12 protein-coding genes and 8 pseudogenes are annotated in these 22,420 nt (G+C 74.1%); 15 read left to right on the top strand and 5 right to left on the bottom strand.

The genetic code is table 11. The annotated features are described in order from the left end of the window. Positions 1 to 5 precede the first annotated feature (5 nt). Complete coding sequence (locus UK82_RS04110; protein ID WP_083507056.1) at positions 6 to 1,301, top strand: threonine/serine dehydratase; 1,296 nt, start codon at positions 6 to 8, stop codon at positions 1,299 to 1,301. Positions 1,302 to 1,494: 193 nt separating this feature from the next. Next, positions 1,495 to 4,023, top strand: coding sequence for a DNA helicase PcrA (gene pcrA, locus UK82_RS04105; protein ID WP_055406395.1), 2,529 nt, complete (start codon positions 1,495 to 1,497; stop codon positions 4,021 to 4,023). Between the two features lie 303 nt (positions 4,024 to 4,326). On the opposite strand, the pseudogene UK82_RS42305 reads toward pcrA, so the two are convergent. After that, positions 4,327 to 4,671: pseudogene (locus UK82_RS42305) on the bottom strand (esterase/lipase family protein); the annotation flags it as partial. A 325-nt stretch (positions 4,672 to 4,996) separates the two neighbouring features. After that, positions 4,997 to 6,544, bottom strand: coding sequence for a carboxyl transferase domain-containing protein (locus UK82_RS04095; protein WP_055406391.1), 1,548 nt, complete (start codon positions 6,542 to 6,544; stop codon positions 4,997 to 4,999). A gap of 303 nt (positions 6,545 to 6,847) precedes the next feature. On the opposite strand from UK82_RS04095, the gene UK82_RS04090 reads away from it, so the two are divergent. The 12 genes and pseudogenes from UK82_RS04090 to purH (UK82_RS35515) all read left to right on the top strand — a co-directional run. After that, complete coding sequence (locus UK82_RS04090) at positions 6,848 to 8,980, top strand: protein kinase domain-containing protein (protein ID WP_055406390.1); 2,133 nt, start codon at positions 6,848 to 6,850, stop codon at positions 8,978 to 8,980. A gap of 447 nt (positions 8,981 to 9,427) precedes the next feature. Next, positions 9,428 to 10,594, top strand: coding sequence for an ADP-forming succinate--CoA ligase subunit beta (sucC, locus tag UK82_RS04085; RefSeq protein WP_044884241.1), 1,167 nt, complete (start codon positions 9,428 to 9,430; stop codon positions 10,592 to 10,594). A gap of 24 nt (positions 10,595 to 10,618) precedes the next feature. Beyond that, positions 10,619 to 10,889 (top strand): annotated as a pseudogene (locus UK82_RS35545) (succinate--CoA ligase subunit alpha); the annotation flags it as partial. Between the two features lies 1 nt (position 10,890). Further along, a pseudogene (locus tag UK82_RS35540) lies at positions 10,891 to 11,145 on the top strand (succinate--CoA ligase subunit alpha); the annotation flags it as partial. Between the two features lies 1 nt (position 11,146). After that, positions 11,147 to 11,491, top strand: a pseudogene (locus UK82_RS35535) (succinate--CoA ligase subunit alpha); the annotation flags it as partial. Positions 11,492 to 11,683: 192 nt separating this feature from the next. Beyond that, complete coding sequence (locus tag UK82_RS04075) at positions 11,684 to 12,679, top strand: hypothetical protein (RefSeq protein ID WP_055406386.1); 996 nt, start codon at positions 11,684 to 11,686, stop codon at positions 12,677 to 12,679. Positions 12,680 to 12,805: 126 nt separating this feature from the next. Continuing rightward, the gene (locus tag UK82_RS04070) at positions 12,806 to 14,449 is read left to right on the top strand and encodes a DUF6350 family protein (protein ID WP_055406384.1); all 1,644 of its coding nucleotides are present in this window, start codon (positions 12,806 to 12,808) and stop codon (positions 14,447 to 14,449) included. Between the two features lie 177 nt (positions 14,450 to 14,626). Further along, the gene (locus tag UK82_RS04065) at positions 14,627 to 15,175 is read left to right on the top strand and encodes a helix-turn-helix domain-containing protein (RefSeq protein WP_055406510.1); all 549 of its coding nucleotides are present in this window, start codon (positions 14,627 to 14,629) and stop codon (positions 15,173 to 15,175) included. A 237-nt stretch (positions 15,176 to 15,412) separates the two neighbouring features. Further along, the coding region (purN, locus tag UK82_RS04060) for a phosphoribosylglycinamide formyltransferase (RefSeq protein ID WP_396230449.1) at positions 15,413 to 16,076 on the top strand (664 nt) is incomplete at its 5' end. After that, positions 16,073 to 17,132, top strand: a pseudogene (purH, locus tag UK82_RS35530) (bifunctional phosphoribosylaminoimidazolecarboxamide formyltransferase/IMP cyclohydrolase); the annotation flags it as partial. The gene purN and the pseudogene purH (UK82_RS35530), both read left to right, overlap by 4 nt. 1 nt (position 17,133) lies before the next feature. After that, a pseudogene (gene purH, locus UK82_RS35525) lies at positions 17,134 to 17,421 on the top strand (bifunctional phosphoribosylaminoimidazolecarboxamide formyltransferase/IMP cyclohydrolase); the annotation flags it as partial. Between the two features lie 34 nt (positions 17,422 to 17,455). After that, a pseudogene (gene purH / locus UK82_RS35515) lies at positions 17,456 to 17,719 on the top strand (bifunctional phosphoribosylaminoimidazolecarboxamide formyltransferase/IMP cyclohydrolase); the annotation flags it as partial. Between the two features lie 605 nt (positions 17,720 to 18,324). Here purH (UK82_RS35515) and UK82_RS04050 read toward each other — a convergent pair. Both UK82_RS04050 and UK82_RS04045 read right to left on the bottom strand, forming a co-directional pair. Continuing rightward, positions 18,325 to 18,539 (bottom strand): annotated as a pseudogene (locus UK82_RS04050) (hypothetical protein); the annotation flags it as partial. Positions 18,540 to 18,824: 285 nt separating this feature from the next. Continuing rightward, the gene (locus UK82_RS04045; protein ID WP_044884248.1) at positions 18,825 to 19,460 is read right to left on the bottom strand and encodes an FHA domain-containing protein; all 636 of its coding nucleotides are present in this window, start codon (positions 19,458 to 19,460) and stop codon (positions 18,825 to 18,827) included. Positions 19,461 to 20,688: 1,228 nt separating this feature from the next. Between UK82_RS04045 and UK82_RS04035 the strand changes: the two genes are divergently transcribed. Further along, entirely contained in the window at positions 20,689 to 20,994 is a 306-nt protein-coding gene (locus UK82_RS04035) for a DUF3017 domain-containing protein (RefSeq protein ID WP_055406375.1), read from the top strand. 91 nt (positions 20,995 to 21,085) lie between these two features. On the opposite strand, the gene UK82_RS04030 is transcribed toward UK82_RS04035, so the two are convergent. Then, positions 21,086 to 22,411, bottom strand: coding sequence for an NAD(P)/FAD-dependent oxidoreductase (locus UK82_RS04030; protein WP_052680997.1), 1,326 nt, complete (start codon positions 22,409 to 22,411; stop codon positions 21,086 to 21,088). Positions 22,412 to 22,420 lie beyond the last annotated feature (9 nt).

The following is a 22,420-nucleotide window of genomic DNA, read 5'->3' as shown; positions in this document are numbered from 1 at the left end:
GCATCATGACCGCACCAGCCGCAGACGACCAACCCACGCCCGGGGGCGGTGACCCCGGGCCTGGCGAGGCGGACCTGAGCATTGAGGCGGACCCAGGTGCCGCGGCGGATCCGGGTGCCGCGGCGGATCCGGGTGCCGCGGCGGATCCGGGTGCCGCGGCGGATCTGAGTGTCTCGGCCATCGAGGCGGCGGCCGGGGTGCTCGACGGCGTGGCGCGGCGCACCCGGGTCGTGCATGATCCCGGCCTGTCGGCCGCGCTTGGCACGCCCGTGTGGTTCAAGTGCGAGCACGAGCAGCACACCGGCTCGTTCAAACTGCGTGGCGCCTACCACCGAGTGGCGACCGCGGACCCGGCGGCGCGTGCCCGAGGGGTCGTCGCGGCCAGTGCCGGCAACCACGCCCAGGGGGTGGCGTTCGCGGCGGCCGCCTTCGGCGTCCCGGCGACGATCTTCGTGCCGGCGGGGGCGAACCCCGTCAAGGTCGCCCGGACCCGCCGGTGGGGCGCGCGGGTCGAGGAGGTGCCTGGAGGCGTGGAGGCCGCGCTCGCGGCGGCCGCCGACTTCGCCGCTCGCGGCGGGCGCCTGCTCGTGCATCCCTTCGACGACCCGGCTGTGGTGGCTGGGCAGGGCACGATCGGCCTCGAGCTGCTGGACCAGGTGCCGGACCTGGGCACCGTCCTGGTCGGCGTGGGCGGCGGCGGGCTCGTCAGCGGGGTTGCCGCGGCACTGCGGGCCCGCCGACCCGGGGTGCGCGTGATCGGGGTGCAGTCGGTGCTGGCCCCCGCCTTCGCCATATCGCTGCGAGCCGGTCGGCGGCTTACCGCGGTGGTGGGCGCCGATCTGCCGGGCGCCGTCCCGCTGACTGCCGATCTGCCGGTCACCGATGTGCCGGGCGCCGCGGCTCGCGGCCGGGTCATCCCGGTCATCCCCGGCAGCCGGCTGTCAGGGCGGCCGATGCTGCCCCGCTCGGCGGCGAGGCCCCGCACGATCGCCGACGGTATGGCGGTGAGCGAACCGGGCGCGCTGACCTTCGCGCTCGCCACCAGGCTGGTCGACGAGGTGGTGACCGTGGACGAGGCCGCCTTCTGGGAGGCGATGGTGCTGCTGCGGCGGGCCGGCCTCGCGGTGGAGCCGGCCGGAGCCGCGCCGATCGCGGCGCTGCTGCGCCACGGCGGCCTCGCCCAGGGGCCGACCGTGGCGATCCTGTCGGGAGGCAACATCGATCCCGGGGTGGCCAGCCGAGTCAAGTCGCTGGCCGCGGTCGCGACCGACGACGTCGGCGAGCTGCGGACCACGGCCTGAGCCGGCCCGCCGGGCGGTGGGCGGCCGAGGTGACCATAAGGTGGCGATACGTGGGTCGGTGACGTCGCGGCCGGGTGGCACTTCGCGACGGGCCGCCCCGCGGCAGGCCGCCGCCCGGCCCGTCCGGGAGGCGGCACATCCCCGGCGAGCCCGGCTCCGACCAGTCCGGCGTCGAACGTATGATCGAGGTCTGATGAGCACTCTGTTCGGTGAGTCCCCCCGCGCCTTCGGCGAGTCGGCCGCGGGTGTCGGCGGCGGCGTGCCCTACGACCTGTTCGGCCCGGCGGTGCTCGCCTCGCCCGCGGGTGGCGACGCGGGCGGCGGGGCACCCCGGCTCGACGCCGAAGGCCTGCTCGACGGGCTCAACCCGCAGCAGCGGGCCGCCGTGGTGCACATCGGCGCGCCGTTGCTGGTCGTGGCGGGCGCGGGCTCCGGCAAGACCCGGGTGCTGGCTCATCGCATCGCCTACCTGCTGGCGGCCCGGGGCGTCCGGCCCGGGGAGATCCTGGCGATCACGTTCACGAACAAGGCCGCGGCCGAGATGCGGGAGCGGGTCGGCGCGCTGGTGGGCCCGCGGGCGCGGGCGATGTGGGTCAGCACGTTCCATTCGGCCTGTGTGCGCATCCTGCGGTCAGAGGCGAAGCGGCTCGGCTACGGGTCCTCCTTCTCCATCTACGACGCCGCGGACGCGCAGCGGCTGATTACGCTGGTCACCCGGGATCTCGACCTCGACCCGAAGCGGCACCCGGCACGCGGGCTGGCCGCGCAGATCAGCAACCTGAAGAACGAGCTGATCGACTGGGAGGCCGCCCGGGACCGGGCGAGCAGCCACCAGGAGCGCACCGTCGCCGAGGTCTACGCCGCCTACCAGCAGCGGCTGGCCCAGGCCAACGCGCTCGACTTCGACGACCTGATCATGATGACGGTCAATCTGCTCCAGGCGTTCCCCGACGTCGCCGAGCACTACCGGCGCCGGTTCCGGCACGTGCTGGTGGACGAGTACCAGGACACCAACCACGCCCAGTACGTCCTGGTGCGGGAACTCGTCGGCCAGCCCGCGCACGGTGAGGCCGACGTGCCGGGGTCGGGGGCGTCGGCGGACCCGCCGGTCTCGACCGTCACGTGGGCGTCGGGCGCCGTGCCGCCCGCGGAGCTCTGCGTCGTCGGTGACGCCGATCAGTCGATCTACGCCTTCCGCGGGGCGAACATCCGCAACATCGTGGAGTTCGAGGAGGACTTCCCCGACGCCGCGGTGATCCTGCTGGAGCAGAACTACCGCTCCACCCAGACCATCCTGTCCGCTGCGAACGCGGTGATCGCGCGCAACAACCAGCGCAAGGCGAAGCGGCTGTGGTCCGACGCGGGGGACGGGGAGAAGATCGTCGGCTTCGTCGCCGACAACGAGCACGACGAGGCCGCCTTCGTCGCCGAGGAGGTCGACCGGCTCACCGACGCGGGGCTGGCCCGGCCCGCGGACGTCGCGGTGTTCTACCGGACCAACGCGCAGAGCCGGGTCTTCGAGGAGATCTTCGTCCGGGTCGGGCTGCCCTACCGGGTCGTCGGCGGGGTGCGCTTCTACGAGCGTCGCGAGATCCGCGACCTGCTCGCCTACCTGCGGGTGCTGGCCAACCCGAACGACACGGTGAACCTGCGCCGCATCCTCAACGTGCCGCGGCGCGGCATCGGGGACCGTGCCGAGGCGGCGCTCGCCGGCTTCGCCGAGGTCGAGCGGATCGGGTTCGCTGCGGCGCTGGAGCGCGTCGGCGAGGTGCCGGGGATCGCCACCCGCTCGGCGAAGGCCGTGCGCGAGTTCGCGGCGTTGCTCGCCGAGCTACGCGCGATCGAGGCGGACGGACCGGTGGTCGTCGTCGAGGCGGTCCTCGAACGCACCGGCTACCTGTCCGAGCTTCTCGCGGAGGACACGGTCGAGGCCCAGGGGCGGGTGGAGAACCTGCAGGAGCTGGTCGGCGTCGTCCAGGAGTTCACCGAGCGCAATCCGGAGGGCACCCTCGCCGAGTTCCTCGAGCAGGTCTCGCTGGTCGCCGACGCCGACCAGGTCCCCACCGACGACGGCTCCGACGGCGTCGTCACCCTCATGACCCTGCACAGCGCCAAGGGCCTGGAGTTCCCCGTCGTCTTCCTCACCGGCCTGGAGGACGGCGTCTTCCCGCATCTGCGGACCCTGGGCGACCCCACCCAGTTGGAGGAGGAGCGCCGGCTGGCCTACGTGGGGGTCACCCGGGCCCGCTCCCGGCTGTACCTGACCCGCTCGGTCGTCCGTAGCGCCTGGGGGCAGCCGGCGTACAACCCACCGTCGAGGTTCCTCGGCGAGGTGCCCGACGCGCTGGTCGACTGGCGCCGTCTCGTCGAGGCGGCGCCGGAGCCGGCCGCCCGGCCCTGGGGCGGCTCCGGCACCGGCGGGTTCGGGTCGGGCGGGTTCGGGTCGGGCACGGCCGGGCAGGGCGGCGGCCGTGCGGGCGGCGGGGGCACACCGGCCCGCAAGGCGCTGCCGAACTCACCGTTCGCCGGCCGCGGCCGCCCCTCGGCGCGGCCCGTGCTGGAGCTGCGCCAGGGCGACCGGGTGACCCACGACAGCTTCGGCCTCGGCGTCGTCGTCGCCACCGGCGGGGTGGGGGATTCGGCCGAGGCGACGATCGATTTCGGCGCGGACGCCGGGACCAAGCGTCTGCTGTTGCGTTACGCCCCGGTCGAGAAGCTCTGAGTCCCGGTCGAGAAGCTCCGACCGCTCCGGCGCCGTCGTCCCGGCCAGCCACCCGGCAACCCGGCGCGTCACCGCCCCGTTGAACGCCAGCGAGTGATGACCGAGCCCGGGGACGGTGACGTTCACCGCGTCCAGGTCCGGATGGTTAAGCGCGGCCTGGGCCGGGCGGACCACCGTGTCCCGCCCGGCGGCGACCGCGACGAACCGCGTCCGGCACCCCGGCGCTGGGCGGTCGAGCTCGACCAGCAGCGGCGAGCCCGGCCGTAACTGGGCGAGCAGGGGATAGGGCAGCGCTCGGGGTACGAGCTCGGCCAGCCGGGTGCCGCCGTGCGGGGTGGCGAGGGTGATCAGCGTGTCGACCTGCCGGTCGCCGCCCATCCGCTGGACGTGGTAGCGGGCCACCAGGCCGCCCAGGGAGTGGGCGACGATGTGTACGCGGCCGCCGTCGCCCGCCGCGGCCGCCACCGCATCGGCGAGCACCCGGGCTCCCTCCTCGACGGTGGTGGTCCACAGGGGCAGCTCGACCGCCCGCACCCGGCGAAAGCCCCGCCGGCGTAGCTGATGGTGCAGGCGGACGAAGACCGATCGATTGTCGACCAGCCCGTGGACCAGCAGGATCGGCGTCCCGGCCGCATCGGGCGCGCGCACCAGCAGGCCGCGCTGCAACGGCGGCAGACCGTCGAGGGAGTACGGTTCGTCGTCTCGGTCCGGCTGGCGGCGCAGCGCGCTCGCCGGGTAGAGGGCCAGATGAGCGGCGATCCAGGCGGTCTCGACGGCGAGTCCGCGGGCGCTGTCCCCGGTGGCGCGTAGACCCGCGACGAGCGCGCGGCGGGTCGGTGCCTGCCTGGGTGCTGGTGGTAGCGGCTCGCCGATGGCCGATCACCCTCCTTGGTCGCGCCGTCACGCCGTCGCGGGGTGGACCCGTGCGCGTTCGCCCGATCTCGCCGGGACCGGATCGAGAAACGCAAAAAGATTACAGACTGTCACGTAGTTCTGTCGACCATCGCTGCTGGCGCCACTCCCGCCGCTGTGTCGGGTCCTGCCAGGAGAGCTCGGCGAGCAGCCCCGCGGCCGCCTGCGCCACCTGATCCGAGGTGGTCGCGGGCAGCAGGCAGTCGGCGAAACCGAGCCGGTGCAGATCCGTCGGGCGCAGCCCCGCCCGGTCCGCCGCCTGCTCGACCGGGATGCGCAGGGTCGTCGCGGCGCCTTCCGGTGAGAGCGCCGTGAAGTAACTGTTCGGAGTCATGGCGACCATATCGGTGACTGTTGCGGCGAGGGCGCCGCCCGACCCGCCTTCGCCGAGCACCACAGACACGGTCGGGGAGGGGCAGGCCAGGACCGCCGCCATCGCGTCCCCGATCGCCGCGGCGATCCCGGCGGACTCGGCGTGCGCGCCGCCGGCCGCGCCCGGGGTGTCGACGAGCGTCACCAGCCCGACCCCGAGCTTGCCCGCCAGCCGGGCGGCCCGGGCAAGCAGCCGGTACCCCGCCGGGCCCGGCGCGCTGCCGCGCCGGGCCCCGACCGCAACGACCACCGCGCGGATCCCGCCACCGCCGTGCGGGGCGGTCCCGCCACCGCCGTGCGGCGCGGTCCCGGCACCGAGCAGGGCACCGATGCGGGCACCGACCAGCGAATCGGGCCCGACGAGATCGACCCCGTCGGGCAGCAGCGCGCGCAGCACCGTCGCACCGTCCGCACGCTCGCCGGTCCGGGCCGCCACCACCTGTTCCCAGCCGGAGCGAGCGGCCACCTTCTCGAAACCCGCCGGCAGATCGGCCCGCACCGTGCGTACCGGCGGCGCCAGCGGCCTCGACGGCATCGACGGCCTCGGCGGACTCGCCCGTGCCGCCGGCTCGATCGGGCTCGGCGGGGTCAGCGCGATCAATGCCCGGTGCAGCCAGTCGGTGACGCCGTCGGGTGCGGGCGCGGCGTCGACGAGGCCGGCGGCGAAGGCGGACGCCGCGGTGTGGCTGCCGGCGGGCGGCGGCGCCCCGGTCGTCGCCGCGACCACGCGGGGACCGGCGAAGCCGACCGTCGCCCCGCCGACCGCGCAGCGCAGGTCACAGCGCGAGCCGATGGTGACCCAGACTCCGCCGGTCGTCGGCTGGTCGGCGATGGCCACGTGGCCGACCCCGGCCGCATCGAGCGTCGCGAGCGCGAGGGCCGCGCGGGGCAGCCCGACGAGCCCGGCGACGCCCTCCTGCAACCGGGTACCGCCGCTGCGCAGGAACGACACCAGCGGCCGGCGGCTCGCGACCGCCGCGGCCGCAGCCTCGGCGAAGCCGGCGGCGTCCGCCTCGCCGAAGCTGCCGCCGTGGACGGCGAAGTCCCAGACCGCCGCGACCGCCGGCACTCCCGCGATCGGGCCGGCACCCCACCTAAGCGCCGGCCGTCCGTCGTAGTCCGGCCAGCCGAGACGGTTGACCGCGGGGGCCGCCGCCGGCCTCAACGTGATGCCGGCGAGCAGGTCTGCCCGCCAGTCGGCGGACGTCTGCCGCCCCGGTCGGCTGTCACTGTCCATCTCCGCATCTTGGGGCCGGCAACGGCCGGAGCGGTGGCCCGGGCGGAGGCGGTGTTGCAGGACACGCCGCATCGGGACGCTCACTGGCCGCACCCCGGGCGATGCTCGGATGTCTCCCGACGCCAGAAGGGAAGGGACATCTGTGACCTACCGTGCAGTCTGCTTCACGGCAGTCAGCGACATACCCTTTCGTTCACAGCCCCCTGAGCGGGTGGGTGCCCGCACCACACCCGCGAGATCAGTACCCGCGAGATCAGTACCCGCGAGATCAGTACCCGCGAGATCAGTGGAGTGAGGAGAAGGATGCTCACACCGCTGCTGGAGGACGACCCCCGCCAGATCGGCCCGTACCGCCTGCAGAACCGCATCGGCGCCGGGGGGATGGGGACCGTCTATCTCGGCTTCACCCCGGAACAACATCCGGTCGCGGTGAAGGTGGCCGCCGAGGAGCTCGCCGAGGACGCCGAGTTCCGCAGCAGGTTCGAGCGCGAGGTGCATGCGGCGCTGCGGGTGCGGGGCAACGCGGTCGCCGCCGTGCTCGACGCAGACACCGACGCCCCGGCACCGTGGATGGTCACCGAGTACGTCGAGGGCATCAGCCTGGCCGAGGCGGTCCGGGCCCGCGGCCGGCTGGAGAACCACCTCGTCCGCGGCCTCGCGGTCGGGTTGGCCGACGCGCTGGTCGCCATCCATGCCGCGGGCGTCGTGCACCGTGATCTGAAGCCGTCGAACATCCTGCTGGCGTGGGACGGGCCGAAGGTGATCGATTTCGGTGTCGCCCACATCAGCGACAGCAGCACGCTGACCCGCACCGGGCACGTGATCGGGACCCTGGCGTGGATGTCGCCCGAGCAGATGCGCGGGGATGCGTCGGACTCCTCGGCGGACATCTTCGCGTGGGCGAGCTGCGTGACCTACGCGGCGACCGGCCGCCACCCCTTCCACGCCGAGACACCGGACAAGCTCGCCCTGCGCGTACAACGGGACACCCCGGACCTCGACGCACTGCCTGCCTACCTGCTCACGTCGGTGGCCGGGGCCCTTTCCAAGATCCCCCGGCAGCGGCCGACCGCCTCCGCCCTGCTTGCCTCGCTGGTCGGCCGGGAGGTCCAGGGGGTGACCGAGGCCGATGCCGTCGCGGGTGACTTCCTCGAACGCACCTGGACCGGCACGGCCCGGGCGGCGAGCGAGGGTCTTACCGTCCTGCCCGTCGGCGAGTGGACCGGCGGGGACCGCGAGCGTGCCGCCGACGGGCCCGAGGGGGACGGGCGGCCCGACCCCGCCGCGTCGGGCGACGGCCGACCGTCCATCGCGGGTGGTTGGTCGCCCGCCGTCCAGGGGCCGCCACCCGCCTCAGGTCCCTGGCCGGTCGGCCCGCCGCCGCCCGCGTCCGCGTTCCGGCCCGCCGTCTCGCCGCCGCCGACGATCCCGCCGCCACCGCCGTTGCCGGCCTCCCGGCTGACCCCGCTGCCGCCCTCGCCACTGCCGCCGTCGTCCTCCGCGCCCTCGTCCTCTGTGCCGTCGTCCTCTGTGCCGTCGACCCCGAGCCCTCCGGCCGGCAGGGTCCCCCCTGGGCCCTCGACGCCCGCCGGATCCCAACCGGTCGTCTCGCCCTGGACCTACGACATCGACGAACCGGACTCGCGGGCGCCCGTCCGGCCCCGGCGTGAACCTCGGCCTGACCCGCGCGCCGCGGGTGCGGGGCGGCCCGGGGAACTCCCGGCTCGTCCCGCGCCCCAGGAGATCCGTCCCGCGCCACCCGAGATCCGTCCCGGATCGCGCCCGGACGGTCCTGGCCCGGGGGAGAGTCGGGCACCGGATCGGGGCGCCTGGCCCGCGTCTCGCGAGACGCGCCCGCGGCCGCGGGCGGACCAGGCGGAGGACACCATCCGGCCGCCGGACCCGACCCCGCCGGCGAGGCCGCCGGATCCGTCGGAGTTCCAGGTGTGGATCAGGCCCGCGAGTTCGGCTCCCTCCTCGGCCCCGGCGCCGTCGACCCCGGCGTCGTCGAGCCGGGCGTCGTCGGCTCGCCCGGCATATGCGCCGCTGCCCGCCCCACCGCTGCCCGCTCTGCCGCCGCGCCGGGCGGCCGCGCCGGGCGGGACCGTCGCGGCGCCGGGCGGTCGCGGGCGTCGCCTTCCCGTGACGGTGGGTGGTGGCGGGGACGGGGAGGGCCCGGACGCTCGGCGGTTCCCGCCCACCACCCCGGTGGAACACGGCCTCAACGGCCGGGCGCTGCTGTCGGTTGTCCTGGCATTGGGTTGGCTTTTCGGGCTGGGCAGCGTTGCCGCGATCGTGGTCGGCTCGGTGGCCCAGGCTCAGATTCGGCGGCACAACCAGCGGGGGCGGCGGCTCGCCGCCCTCGGGATCGCGCTGGGTTGGACCGGAATCGGGCTGACGGTCGTCAGCCTGCTGATCGTCCTCGCGGTGCGGTGAATTCCGTGCCGAGCCGGCGGGAACAGCCAGAAGGTCGACCACGATCGGTGTTGTTCCCGTGTGATTTCTGACATATATCCGATGGTCAACTCCGTGACCTCGGCCACGGCAGCTCGCGGTGCCGCGTGCGGTGGTCACGCTCAGCGTCTTTTCTCGTACGCGCGATCCGGCCCCGCGCGACGTGCCGGCGCCGCTCGGGGCGCGATGTGCACCTCATTTGTCCTGTATCGATGGGCCTGACGTGGGCACCCGGCCGGCCGGGCCCGGGCGATGGCACCATTGGCGGCACCGGCCGGCCCCTGTGTCGCCCGGCTCGTCGCCGCCGGCGGCTGCGCACGGGGGCACTCCGCGTGACGCGCGCCGTAACCGCCTCGTCAGTAGGCTCGCAGGCGTTCTGTGCCCCCCTACGTAACCCAACCCGTACGACCGCATCCGACTGGACGGACCGTGGATCTCTTCGAATACCAGGCGAAGAAGCTGTTCGCCGAACATGGCGTTCCGGTGCCCACCGGGAAGACGGCGACCACCCCTGAGGAGGCGCGCGCGATCGCCACCGAACTCGGTGGCAAGGTGGTCGTCAAGGCGCAGGTCAAGGCCGGCGGCCGAGGCAAGGCCGGCGGTGTCAAGGTGGCCGATGGGCCGGATGACGCCTTCGCGAAGGCGACGGCGATCCTCGGGATGGACATCAAGGGCCACACGGTCCATTCGGTGCTCGTCGAGGAGGCCAGCAACATCGCGGAGGAGTACTACGCCTCCTTCCTGCTGGACCGGGCGAACCGGACCTTCCTTGCCATGGCCTCCCGTGAGGGCGGCATGGAGATCGAGGAGGTGGCCGCGACCAACCCGGACGCGCTGGCCCGCATCGCGATCGACCCGCTGACCGGCGTCGACGCGGCGAAGGCTCGCGAGATCGCGGTCGCCGCCAAGCTGCCCGAGTCCGCGCTGGACGGGGCCGCCGAGCTGCTGGCGAAGCTGTGGACCGTCTTCGTGAAGTCCGACGCGACGCTGGTCGAGGTGAACCCGCTCATCCTCACCGCCGACGGCCGTGTCGTCGCACTCGACGGCAAGGTCAGCCTCGACGAGAACGCTGATTTCCGGCACCCGGAGAACGCCGCGTTCGTCGACGTCTCCGCGGTGGATCCGCTCGAGCAGAAGGCCAAGGAGAAGGGCCTCAACTACGTCAAGCTCGAGGGCGAGGTCGGGATCATCGGAAACGGTGCCGGCCTGGTCATGTCGACGCTGGACGTGGTGACCTACGCCGGCGAGGAGTTCGGCGGCAAGCGCCCGGCGAACTTCCTCGACATCGGCGGCGGCGCCTCGGCCGAGGTGATGGCGAACGGCCTGTCGATCATCCTCGGCGACCCGTCGGTCAAGAGTGTCTTCGTCAACATCTTCGGCGGCATCACCTCGTGCGACGCCGTGGCCAACGGCATCGTGCAGGCGCTGAAGATCGTCGGTGACGTCACCACCCCGCTGGTGGTGCGCCTCGACGGCAACAACGCCGAGGAGGGTCGTCGCATCCTCTCCGAGGCGAACCTCCCGGTGGTCAAGCCGGTCGACACGATGGACGGCGCGGCGAAGCTCGCCGCCGAGCTCGCCGCGGCCGCGGCCTGACCAGGGCGAAGGGATTGCGAACCGATGGCTATCTGGCTTGACGAGAACAGCCGGGTCGTGGTGCAGGGCATCACCGGCTCGGAGGGCACCAAGCACACCAAGCGGATGCTCGCCGCGGGCACGAACGTCGTGGCCGGGGTGAACCCGCGCAAGGTCGGCCAGCAGGTCGAGGGCGTGCCGGTGTTCGGCTCCGTCGCGGACGCGATCGAGCAGGCCGGCGCGAACGTATCGGTGATCTTCGTTCCGCCGAAGTTCACCAAGGACGCGGCGATCGAGGCGATCGACGCGGCCATCCNGCTCGCGGTGGTCATCACCGAGGGTGTGCCGGTCCACGACACGACCGAGTTCTGGGCGTACTGCCAGTCCAAGGGCACCACCCGGATCATCGGGCCGAACTGCCCGGGCATCGCCAGCCCCGGCCTGTCCAACGCCGGCATCATCCCGGCGGACATCACCCCCGGCGGCCGCATCGGCCTCGTCAGCAAGAGCGGCACGCTGACCTACCAGATGATGTACGAGCTGCGCGAGTTCGGCTTCTCCACCTGCGTCGGNATCGGTGGCGACCCGGTCATCGGCACCACCCACATCGACGCCCTCGACGCCTTCCAGGCAGACCCGGGCACCGACGCGATCGTGATGATCGGTGAGATCGGCGGCGACGCCGAGGAGCGGGCCGCGGCCCACATCGAGGCGCACGTGACGAAGCCGGTCGTCGGCTACGTCGCCGGCTTCACCGCGCCGGAGGGCAAGACGATGGGCCACGCCGGCGCCATCGTGTCCGGCTCGTCCGGAACCGCGCAGGCCAAGAAGGAAGCCCTCGAGAAGGCCGGTGTGCGGGTGGGCAAGACCCCGTCCGAGACCGCCCGCCTGATGGCTGACATCATGCGGTCGTTGTAGATCTGTTTAGATGATGAGCCTCCGCGCCCCGCGGCGGCTCGTCATCCAGACGGTCCAGGGGTCGTGGGTCGTGGGGAGGTGAGGGACGCGGATGTCTTCCCTCACCTCCCCACGACTGCAAGACTCCTGCATCGGTGCGTGGGCGAACCGGCGTCGTCGTGCCGACCGACCTGACGAAGTGGGGTTCCCGTCGTGGCACAGATCGGCGGTCGTAGCGTCGCGACCAACGACATCGGCGTGATCGCCTCCGGGCTGGTCATGTTCATCGTGAGCTTCCTGCCGTGGTACTCGGTGAGCTACGCGTTCTTCGGCCGCAGCACGGAGTTGCACGAGAACGGCTGGGGGCTCGGGTTCAACTCGTGGTTCCCGGTGCTGCTGGTGCTCGCGGTAGCCGGTCTGCTCGTGGCGCGCCTGTTCGCCGACCTCCGCATCCCGGATGTCGGCCCGGTGTCGGCGCTGTGGATTCTGCCGGCTGCCTCGGCGTTCGCCGCCCTGCTCCTGCTCATCCGGTGGATCAGGTTCCCCGATGTGGCGAAAGGTCTGGATGCCGGGCCGAGCTACGGCTTCTATCTCGCCCTCGTCGCCGCCATCGCCCAGACGGTCTTCGGTGTCCTGTCGGCGCTGTCGAACGGTGCAACCATCCCCGGCCGCGGCCGACCGGGTGGCCCTGGCGTGCCCGGTGCCTGGCCGCCTCCTGGCCAGCCTCCCTACGGCCAGCCCTATGGCCAGCAGCCGACGCCCGGCTACGGCGCCCCGACGGGCGGTTACGGCCAGCCCGGCTATGGCCAGCCCGGTTATGGCCAGCCCCAGCAGGGCTACGGCCAGCCTCCTGTCGGTTATGGGCAGCCGCCTCAGGGTGGTTATGGCCAGCCGCAGCAGAGCGGCTACGGTGCGCCGCCCACCAGCAACTACGGCCAGGCGCCTCAGGGTGGCTATGGCCAGCCGCCTGCGGGTTATGGCCAGCCACCCGTGGGCTACGGCCAGCCGCCTGCGGGTTATGGCCAGCCGCCTGCCTACGGCCAGCCGCAGCCTGGTTATGGCCAGCCATCCCAGCCGCAGGCGCCCCAGCCTCAGGCGCCCCAGCACCAGGAGTCCCAGCCCCAGGCGCCGCAGCCTCAGCAGCAGCCTGGTTATGGCCAGGCGCAGCCTCCGGGCGCCTACGGTCAGCAGCCGCCGGCGGACCGTTAGCCGCTGCGCCTGGCGTCCCGCCGCCTGACGCCGGGCGGCGCGGACGTTCGGGATGTTCCCGGCATTTCCGGGATCCGGACGGCGTGTTGTCCGGGATGGCGTGCAGCCGCGTGCGAGCGTCCTAACGTGCCCGCCTTCCCCCACCGTCCCGGCCCCGCCGGCCAGCTTCTCGACCGGTTGTGGCAGCGGGTTGGCCGGCCGGCGGCGGCGGCGATCGCCGCGTCGGCGGCCGGACTGGTCTTCATCGAGTTCATCGTCCTGGTCGTGTGGGGTGCGGACACCGGCTCGTCGACCGGGCCCGCCGCGGCCCTGCGCGTCGGGGCCGACCTGTGGCTTGTCGCCCACGGCACGACGCTGCGGCTGCCGGACGGGGTCATCTCCTTCCGGCCGCTCGGGCTGGCGCTGTTCCCCCTGGCCGCGGCGCTCAGCGCCGCGCACCGGCGGGCGGCGGCCGCCCCCGCGCCAAGCGGTTCCGCACTGCTGCGCCCAGGCCGGGGCGGCGAGGGCCGCGGGCGCGAGGGCGGCGAGGGCCGCGGCCGCGAAGGTCGAGCGGGCCGGAGCCGCCCTGGTTGGAGCCCGTCGAGCTGGGGCCCACCGGGTTGGGGGCGACCGGGTTGGGGGCGGCCAGGTGGGCCCGGATCCCCCTGGGACGGGACGGATCGGACGCCGGACGCCGCCGGCGGCGGTGCGGCCGGCGCAGGCAGTGACCCGACCGGCCGGCAGGCGCTGGCGACGGGCCGGGCTTCCGGTGCCGGCGGCACGGGCGGTTCCGGCGAGGCGGTTGGGGCCGACAACCGGGGCCGGCGCGGCGCGCTCATTGGCGTCCCCTGGGGGGCGGTGATGGCCGACATCGTCGGCGTTGTCGGCGCGCAGACGTTGTTCGTCGTGCTCGTCGCGCTTGTCGTGCGTTCCGGCCCGGCGCGGCCGACCCTGCTGTCCGCGGCGCTGGGCACGATCGCGCTCGGTCTGCCCGCCGCGCTGCTCGGCACCCTCGCCGGTCGCCACCGGCTGCGGACCGCCTGGCGCACGCTGCCCGGGATGCTGCGCAGTTCCCTGCTGTGCGGGGCGGGTGCGTTCGCGTCGCTCATCGCCATCGCCGCCTTCGGCGTCGCCCTGGTGCTCGCCGCCACGCTGCCCGAGGTGGCCGGGGCGGAGCGGGCGCTCGACGTCGGGGTGCTCGGTGGGATCGGGCTCGCGGCGACGCAGCTCGCGCTCGTCCCCAACCTGGTGCTGTGGGGCCTGGCCTACGCCCTGGGGCCCGGCTTCCGGACCGGACCCGGCCTGGTCCGGGTCGATGCGGTCCATCCTGCCGAGCTGCCCGACCTCCCGGTGCTGGCGGCGCTGCCCCCGAACGCGCTGCCGCGGCCCGGGTGGGTCGTCCTGGCTCTGGTGCCGATCGTCGCGGGCATCGTGCTCGTGGCAATGGTCCACCGGTCCACCGCCGGGAGCCGCTCGCGCTACCGGCTCGCGACCGTGCTGCTCGCGGGCGTGACCTGCGGTCTGCTCACCGGGCTGGCGATCCAGGCGTCGATCGGGCGGGTCGGCGGGGTCGACGGCCACTACGGGCCGACCGCCGGCTGGGTGTGCGGGCTGCTCGCCGGGGGCGAGGTCGCCGCCGTCGGCCTGCTGCTGCTCGGCGGCATCGATCTGGCCGCCCGGCGCGCCGAGCGGCCGTTCCTGGCCGAGGACGCGGAGCCGTCGTTCTGGCGGCGCCGGATGTCGCTGCCCGGGTCCGGGCTCTCGGCGCGGCCGTCGCGGCGTACCCAGTGAGCGGCGCACCCAGTGAGCGGCGCACCCAGTGAGCGGCGCACCCAGTGAGCGGCGCACCTGGTAAGCGGCGCACCCGGTGAGCCGCGTCGGCCGGTGTCGGGCGGCGGGATCGTCGCCGGAAAATGTCCGTGGCGTGGGTTAGTGTGCCGGCGTTGGATCATCCTTACGGAGGTCGTCGTGCCGGTCGCGGTCGCCCACATCCGAGCCGAGGCCAGGCGCCTGCGGGCACTCGGCTGGTCCTACCGTCGCATCGCCCACAGGCTCAAGGCTCGTCATCGGCTCGGTGCGTTGGTGGCGTTCCGTCTCGCCCATGGCTGGACTCAGGAGGAGGCGGCGCGCCGGTGGAACGAACGATGGCCGGAACGGGGACCGGCCAAGACCGGTAAGACCTGGTCGTACTGGGAGAGCTGGCCGGGTAAGGGCGGTCGGGCGCCCTCGGCCACGGTGCTGGCCCGGCTGGCCGAGCTTTACCTGTGCCGGCCCGGCGACCTGCTCGACGGGCCCGACTTCGGCCAGCTCGACCCGGGGGCGGACAGCGCCGGCGACCGGACTATCGCTGGCTGCTCGTGCGGGGCGGGCGCCGGTGGGGACGACGACGACCGGCTGGCGGGGCTGCTGTCCATGACCGCGCCGCTGGCCGCCCCGGCGGGCCGCGACATCCCGTCCGCCACGGCGATCGAGGCTCGGCTGGCCGAGTTCGTGACGGGGTGGGCACCGGCGGCGTGATCGCGGCGGCGGGGTGCTCCTGGGCTGTCCCGTGCGGCGCAGGTGGTCCAGTCAGTACAGTCGGACGCGTCGTCCTTCGCCGCGGTCGGGGACGTGAGCGTCGCGCGGTGGCGGTCAGCGCGCGGTGGCGGCCCGTCCCCCTGGCGTCCGCGGCGTGCCGACGCTCCGGTCGCTCGGGGCGTCCGGCCCGGGTCCATCGGGCCGTCCCATTCTGGTCACGGAGGGTGAAGTGTCTGNTCGCCTCGTCGTACTCGCCTCGGGTGCGGGAACCACCCTGCAGGCGGTTCTCGACGCGACCGCGGATCCCGAGTTCGGCGCGACCGTCGTGGCGGTCGGCACCGATCGCCACGACACCGGGGCAGAGCGGCGGGCCCGAGGCAGTGGCGTCGCGGTGTTCACCGTCCGGCTCGAGGATCATCCCGACCGGGAGGCCTTCAACGCGGCGACCGCCGAGCGGATCGCCGGGTTCGAGCCCGATCTGCTCGTCCTGGCGGGCTACATGAAGATTCTCAGTCGGCAGGTGATCGGCCGGTTCCGGACCATCAATACCCATCCCTCGCTGCTGCCCGCCTTCCCGGGCGCCTCCGCGGTCCGCGACGCGCTCGCCGCCGGGGTGAAGGTGAGCGGGGTGACGGTGCACTGGGTCGACGAGGGGGTCGACACCGGGCCGATCATCGCCCAGCGTCCGGTTCCGGTCGAGCCGGACGACAGCGAGCAGACCCTTCGCGCCCGGATCCAGGGCGTCGAGCGGGGACTGTTCGTCGCGACGATCGGCGAGATCGTGCGGTCGGGGAGCGCGCAGGCGGTTCCGGCCGGGGACCGGCGCGCCCCCGACCTGCGCGCGTCGGTGCGAGGTTCAGGTACCGGCAGAGGCTCAGCTCACGTCCAGGAGGAATCATGACGTCATCGGGCGAAGGCACGGCGGGCGCAAGCGGCGCCGCCCGGGGATCCGAGTCCGCTGAGGTGATCCCCACCGGGCGACGGCCGCTGCGCCGGGCGCTCGTCAGCGTGTACGACAAGAGCGGGCTTGACGTCCTCGCCGAGGCCTTCCTGGCCGCGGGCGTCGAGGTCGTCTCCACCGGGTCGACCGCGGACGTGCTGGCTCGCCACGGGCTGGCGGTCATCCCGGTCAGCACCGTCACCGGCTTTCCGGAGGTGCTCGGCGGGCGGGTCAAGACGCTGCACCCGCACGTCCATGCCGGTCTGCTCGCGGACCTGCGCAACGCCGAGCACGCGGCCGTCCTGGCCGAACTCGACATCGCCCCGTTCGATCTGGTCGTGGTCAACCTCTACCCGTTCGCCGCGACGGTGGCCGGCGGCGCGAGCGAGGACGAGGCGATCGAGCAGATCGACATCGGTGGCCCGGCGATGATCCGCGCGGCGGCGAAGAACCATGCGTCGGTCGCCGTGGTCGTCTCGCCGGACGAGTACGCGGAGCTGGCCGGGGCGGTCCGCGGTTCGGGCTACGATCTGCCGGCCCGCCGCCGCCTCGCGGCGAAGGCGTTCGCCCACACCGCCGCCTACGACGTCGCGGTGTCCTCGTGGTTCGCCGGGGTCGTCGCCCCCGACGAGGTCGCCCGGGAGACCGGCTGGCCCGACGTGCTGTCCGCGCAGTGGCACCGTTCGGACGTGCTGCGCTACGGCGAGAACCCGCACCAGCGCGCCGCCCTCTACGTCGAGGCGGGTGGCCAGGGGCAGCCAGGCCTCGCCACGGCTCGCCAGTTGCACGGCAAGCAGATGTCGTACAACAACTACACCGACACCGACGCGGCCCGCCGCGCGGTGTACGACTTCGCCGAGCCAGCGGTCGCCGTGATCAAGCACGCCAACCCGTGTGGCATCGCGATCGGCGCGACGATCGCCGAGGCCCACCGCAAGGCGCACGCCTGCGACCCGGTCTCCGCATTCGGCGGGGTGATCGCCACCAACCGGCCGGTCTCGGTGGAGCTCGCCGAGCNGATAGCGGAGATCTTCACCGAGGTCGTCGTGGCGCCGTCCTACGAGGATGGTGCCGTGGAGATCCTCGCCCGCAAGCCGTCGATCCGCCTGCTGGAGTGCCCCGCGCCCCCGCATCAGCGCGGGATCGAGCTGCGTCAGGTCAGCGGCGGACTGCTGCTGCAGTCGCGGGACGCGGTCGAGGAACCGGGCGACGAGCCGTCGGGCTGGACGTTGGAGGCGGGATCCCCCGCGGACGAGGCGCTGCTGGCGGACCTGCGCTTCGCCTGGCGCGCGGTGCGTGCGGTCAANTCCAACGCGATCCTGCTCGCCGGCGACGGCGCNACCGTGGGCGTCGGGATGGGACAGGTCAACCGGGTCGACGCGGCACGACTCGCGGTGACCCGGGCGGCGGACCGCGCCAAGGGCGCGGTAGCGGCCAGCGACGCCTACTTCCCGTTCCCGGACGGGTTCGAGGTGCTCGCCGAGGCCGGAGTTCGGGCCGTGGTCGAGCCGGGCGGATCGGTGCGCGACGAACTCGTCATCGCGGCTGCCCGGGAGGCCGGCGTGACGCTCTACTTCAGCGGGGTACGCCACTTCGCGCACTGACGCCGGGCCCCTCGACGGGGCGACGGGGAAGCCGGCGGGCAGGTTCAACGGAACCGCCGGGGGGCCCACCGCGCCGGTGGCGCCGGCCGCGGATGCTCCGGTTCGATGACCGCTTGACCCGGGGGCTGGGGAGCCGGCGCGTTCGGCGCCGACGCCGGCCGTGGTTCGTGGGCGTCGGCGGGCCGTTCGGGTGGGGGATCCGGCGGCGGCCCCGGCCCGTCCGGCCCCTCCGGCGCGCCGGACGACGGGTCCGGGCGTCGGGTGGCGTCCGGACCCGCGCGCGCCGGCTCGGGCGCGGCTGGAGCACCGTGCGGGGACGGCCCGGCGCGCTCCACCGCCGGGTCCGCGGCCTCGGGTGGGTCCGGTCCGGCCGGCGGAGGCAATGAGCCCGTCGGGTGAGGCGATCCCGGCGGGTCCGGCCCTGGCCGGCCGTCGGCCGGGTTCGAGGACGCGACCGCCGCCGTGCCGTGCTCGGCGGACCACCCGCTCCCCGAGGGGACCCGCGCACCAGGCGGCCGTGGATCAGATCCCGGCGCCGATGGGCCCCGGGATGACTCGTCGGTGGCGCCGCCCAGCGGCGCGTCGCGCCGCCCGGTGCCACCGCTTCAGGACGCGGCGTTCGCCTCCGCGGCGGCGGAGCCCCGCCGGCCGCTCGCGCTGCCGTTCGCCGTGGTGGCCGTCGGCGCGCTCGCCGCCGCCGCCGTCCCGCCCGGCTGGTCGCCGTTGGGCACGTAGCGCTGCGCGACCCAGTCCAGGGCGTCGCGCCAGCTCGCGCCGTACAGCACCGAGATCCGATCGGCCGTCTGCCGCGCCAGCGCCTNGACGAACACCCTGTCGTCGCTGTCCAGGTGCCGGGCGTCACCGAAGGTTTCCCAGGCTCTGAACATCAGTTCCTGAAGCTTCTTGCTGTGAGGCGATTCGTCTGCCACGTCGAACTCCCTCCAAGTGGGCACCGCGGCCGGAAGTCTGCCCTAAGCGCGTGGGACGCCCACAGGTGGGGGTGTTGAGCATTGTGTTCCCGATGTGGCCGAATGGGGTGATGACCTGCTTGCATACCCGCCTGTGATATAAGGGCCGCCTCCCCGGCGCCTGCTGCTCGGGGAACTCAGGAGTGCTGCATCGGCTCCGCCACGTCCAGGCGAACGATCCCGAGGCGCATCACCTCGTTCGCCAACCGTCCCCGCCGGTTGGGTCCCGGCGCGATGTCGAACTTGCGGTAGAGCCGCAGCAGGTGTTGCTTGACCGCTCCCTCGGTGACGACGAGATCCTCGGCCACCTCGCGAGTCGACGACGGGATGACGAAGGCACCCGGCGCGCCGGCCGGGCGGGACAGGGCGCGCAGTACGTCCCATTCCCGGCGGGTGAGATCGGGCGGGTCGGGGACGCGCAGTTCGGCGGTCCGGTCCCGGGCCGTCGCCCCGCTGCCCGCCTCGATGGTGAACTCGATCAGCGGACGCCGATCCTGGAAGCGCACGCCCGCCGCACCGAACCGGATGACATCGCCGTCGCGGAGGATCCGCCGGCCTACGGGCTGACCGTTGACCCGGGTGCCGTTGCGGGACAGCCCCTGATCCCAGACGTAGAGATACGGGCCCCGCCGCACGATTTCGGCGTGCAGCCGGGAGACGCTGGAATCGGCGAGCGGCACGTCGACGCCCGGCCCCCGCCCCACCGTCGTGACCTCGGTGCGCAGAGAAAAGACCTCGCCGGTGATCTCGATCCGCAGACTCGGCCCGTCCACTTCTGTCCAACCTCGCTTCCATCGATCCACGCTCGTCCCTGACCTGCCCGCGCCCGTCCCTCGCGCCGGCTCCCGCACGACCACAGGTGACCGGCTCCGGGGCGCTGGGGCAATCCTTTGGCCAGTGATCCCCGGTTGGGGGTCAGTAACACGCGACTTTTGGACGATCTGGACGCTTCAGATCCGGCGGGTGGCGGGTGGATGGCCGGGGCACGGCCTACCGTGTGTCCTGAGGATCCGTCGTGCTGGTTGGATGAGTGTTCTGCACCGTCCTGTCGCGGTGGGACCGCCGGTGACGGCGGCGCATCGCCACGATCAGCACGGCAGGCCCGTCCGAAAACGAAGCTGACCGGCGCCGGAGGTGGGGGTGACCGACGCGCCACGCCGGCCCGACCCGCCCCGGCCCGAGGACCTGCCCCGGCCCGACGCCGGCCAGGGCGAGCATGACGTGACCGCCCGGCCGCACTGGCCCGAGCAGGATCCGGCCGGGGCCGATGGCCCGTACGACGCTCGGAGCCGTCCCGTCGGCGCCCGCTTGCCCGGCGATGCGGATTGGGCCGGCGATGCGGGCTGGCCCGGCGATGCGGATTGGCCCGGCGATGCGGGCTGGCCCGTGGAGGGGGGCTGGCCCGTGGAGGGGGGCCGGGGGGATGCGCGGGGCGGCGCGGGACCCGGTCGGCAGGGTGCGGTGTCGGGGCACCGATCGGCGCGCGTCCGGCCGCAGCCGTGGTACCCCGACGATCGCAGCCGCGGCGACGCTGACCGCCACCGCGAGCCGCGCCGCCGGGACGACCGACCCGTGCCGCCGGTGCCGCCGGTGCCGCCGGTGCCGCCGGTGCCGGCCGACCCTGCGTCCACTCGTGTCGCGCGCGGCGGGCCGCGCCGCGGCGGGGAGCAACGCAGGGCGGCCCGTGAGGTCGATACCCGTCCGAGACTCGGGGCGCGGGGTCCTGCTGTGGACCGGCGACCGTCCGCCCGGCGTGCGGCGGGAGCAGCCGGGCCGGATCCGACGGAGCTGCCCGCATCTGCCTGGCCACCCGACGCCTCCGCGGACCGTGGACCGCTCGTGGCACCCGTGGCCTCGAGGCCTGATGCCCATGCTGGGCCTGGTTTTTCGGTCGAGCCTGATGCCCTCGCGGGGTCCGGTGCTCTCGCTGGGCCCGGTGCACCCCTGGGGCCGGATGCACTCGGGGAGCCCGGTTCGACTGCTGGGCCCACCGCACCTGCGGTGGCCGGCGCGACCGGAGCCGGCGGGTCCGGCATCGTCGGCTGGCTGCGGCGCGAGATGGTGTTCGCGTCGGTGCTGGTTGGCGTTGCGGTCGGATTGACGCTCGTCTACCAGGACCGGTGGCGCCGCGGAATGCTGGTGGTCGGGGCTGTGCTGGCCCTGGCGGGACTCGCCCGCCTTGCGCTGCCCACGCGGCGGGTCGGCCTGCTCGCCGTGCGCGGGCGGGCGTTCGACACCGTGATCCTGGTGCTGCTCGGGGCATCGGTGATCATGCTTACCTCCGCGGTGCCCTACCTGGGACCTTGACGTCCTCCTCCGCCTGGAAGGCGGTCCCGCGGTGGCGCGGACGGCGTCGGGCCGGTCCGGGTGGGGCTGGTCCGGGTGGGGCCGGCTGCGGTCAGCGCCGTCCGGACATGGTGCGTCGAACGGCGAGCCGGGTGAGGGAACTGGCCGGGATCGTGCCCCGGCCGAGCCCGATCTCGACGAGGGTGTCGTAGAGCTCGGTGCGGGTGCGGGCGGCCCGCACCGCGGCGTCCATCATCGTGCGGCGCCGGCCGACGAGCCCGGCGAGCAGCGCGGTGTGCCGCAGGTGCCGACCGAGCTCAGCGTCGAGCGAGCGTCGGTATCGCCGTCCGGCGCCGGCGGGGTTCGCCGCCCCGACCGCCGCCTGCCCGGCCAGGGAGCCGGACAGCAGGGCGTAGTAGATGCCCTCTCCGGTCAGGGGATTGATCAGCGAGGCGGCGTCGCCGGCGAGGAGAACCGGACCGTTGGGCTGGCGCGGCCGATGGGTCGACAGCGGCAGGTGGTGGGCCCGCAGCGTGGTCGGGTCCGCCGGCGTCTGTGGCAGCATCCGGGCCAGGGTGCGGTGCAGGACCGTCTTCGCGCTCGTCCCGTCGTCGCCGCCGGTCAGGCGGGAGCGCAGCATGCCGTAGCCGATGTTCGCCCGGCCGTCGCCGATCGGGAACGACCACGCGTAGGCCGGCCAGCCGTCGTCGGTCATGTGGATGAACTGCTCGGGCGGACGCTCGTCGGCGGGGAGGTCGGCATACGCCCGCACCGCGATCGCCATGGCTTCCGGCGGGTTCGCCGCCAGGTTCAGCCCGCGTCGCACAACCGAGTTCGCGCCGTCCGCGCCGATGACGACCCGGGCCGTCAGCGCGCCGTTGACGACGACGACCGGTTCGCGCCCCCGCCCGTCGGGCCGCGGCCGGTCGGCGAACTCCAGGGTCCGCACCCGGCGTCGCACCAGGTGGGCGCCGCGGGCACGGGCCGCGGCCACGAGACGGGCGTCGAAGACCTCCCGGGGGACCACGTAGCTGGCCCGAGCCGACGGGGTGGCCACCTCGGCGCCCCCCGGCGTGCGCAGCCGCATCCGGTCGACCGGCTGGTAGCCGGCGACGGCGTCGGTGACGCCGAGGTCGCGCAGCACGTCCAGGCCGTGCGGGGCGATGCCGTCGCCGCACGTCTTGTCCCGGGGGAACGCGGCGGCGTCCGCGATGACGACGCTGGCCTCGGGGCGTTCCCGCAGCGCCGCCAGCGCCGCCGCGCAGCCGGCCGGACCGCCACCGACGATGAGCACGTCGATCGTGCGGTCGGGCAGATCCGCCGACTCGTCGACGCGCACGATCGGGGTCGCCGTCGTGATGGTGTCGATGTCCTTCGCTGGTCCCGCCGGGATCGGACGTGGGCCGGACGGGGTGGGCGCTGAGGACGGGGTCTGCACGCCCGCCAG

Source organism: Frankia sp. ACN1ag (assembly GCF_001414035.1).
GTDB lineage: Bacteria > Actinomycetota > Actinomycetes > Frankiales > Frankiaceae > Frankia > Frankia torreyi.
The sequence above is the reverse complement of the archived record's forward strand: the minus strand, read 5'-3'. Positions and strand labels throughout refer to the sequence as shown.

Bases quoted from the DNA above. Each gene is read 5' to 3' on its own strand.
- UK82_RS04110 (WP_083507056.1), top strand. From the start codon at position 6: ATGACCGCACCAGCCGCAGACGACCAACCCACGCCCGGGGGCGGTGAC.
- pcrA (WP_055406395.1), top strand. From the start codon at position 1,495: ATGAGCACTCTGTTCGGTGAGTCCCCCCGCGCCTTCGGCGAGTCGGCC.
- UK82_RS04095 (WP_055406391.1), bottom strand. From the start codon at position 6,544: ATGGACAGTGACAGCCGACCGGGGCGGCAGACGTCCGCCGACTGGCGG.
- UK82_RS04090 (WP_055406390.1), top strand. From the start codon at position 6,848: ATGCTCACACCGCTGCTGGAGGACGACCCCCGCCAGATCGGCCCGTAC.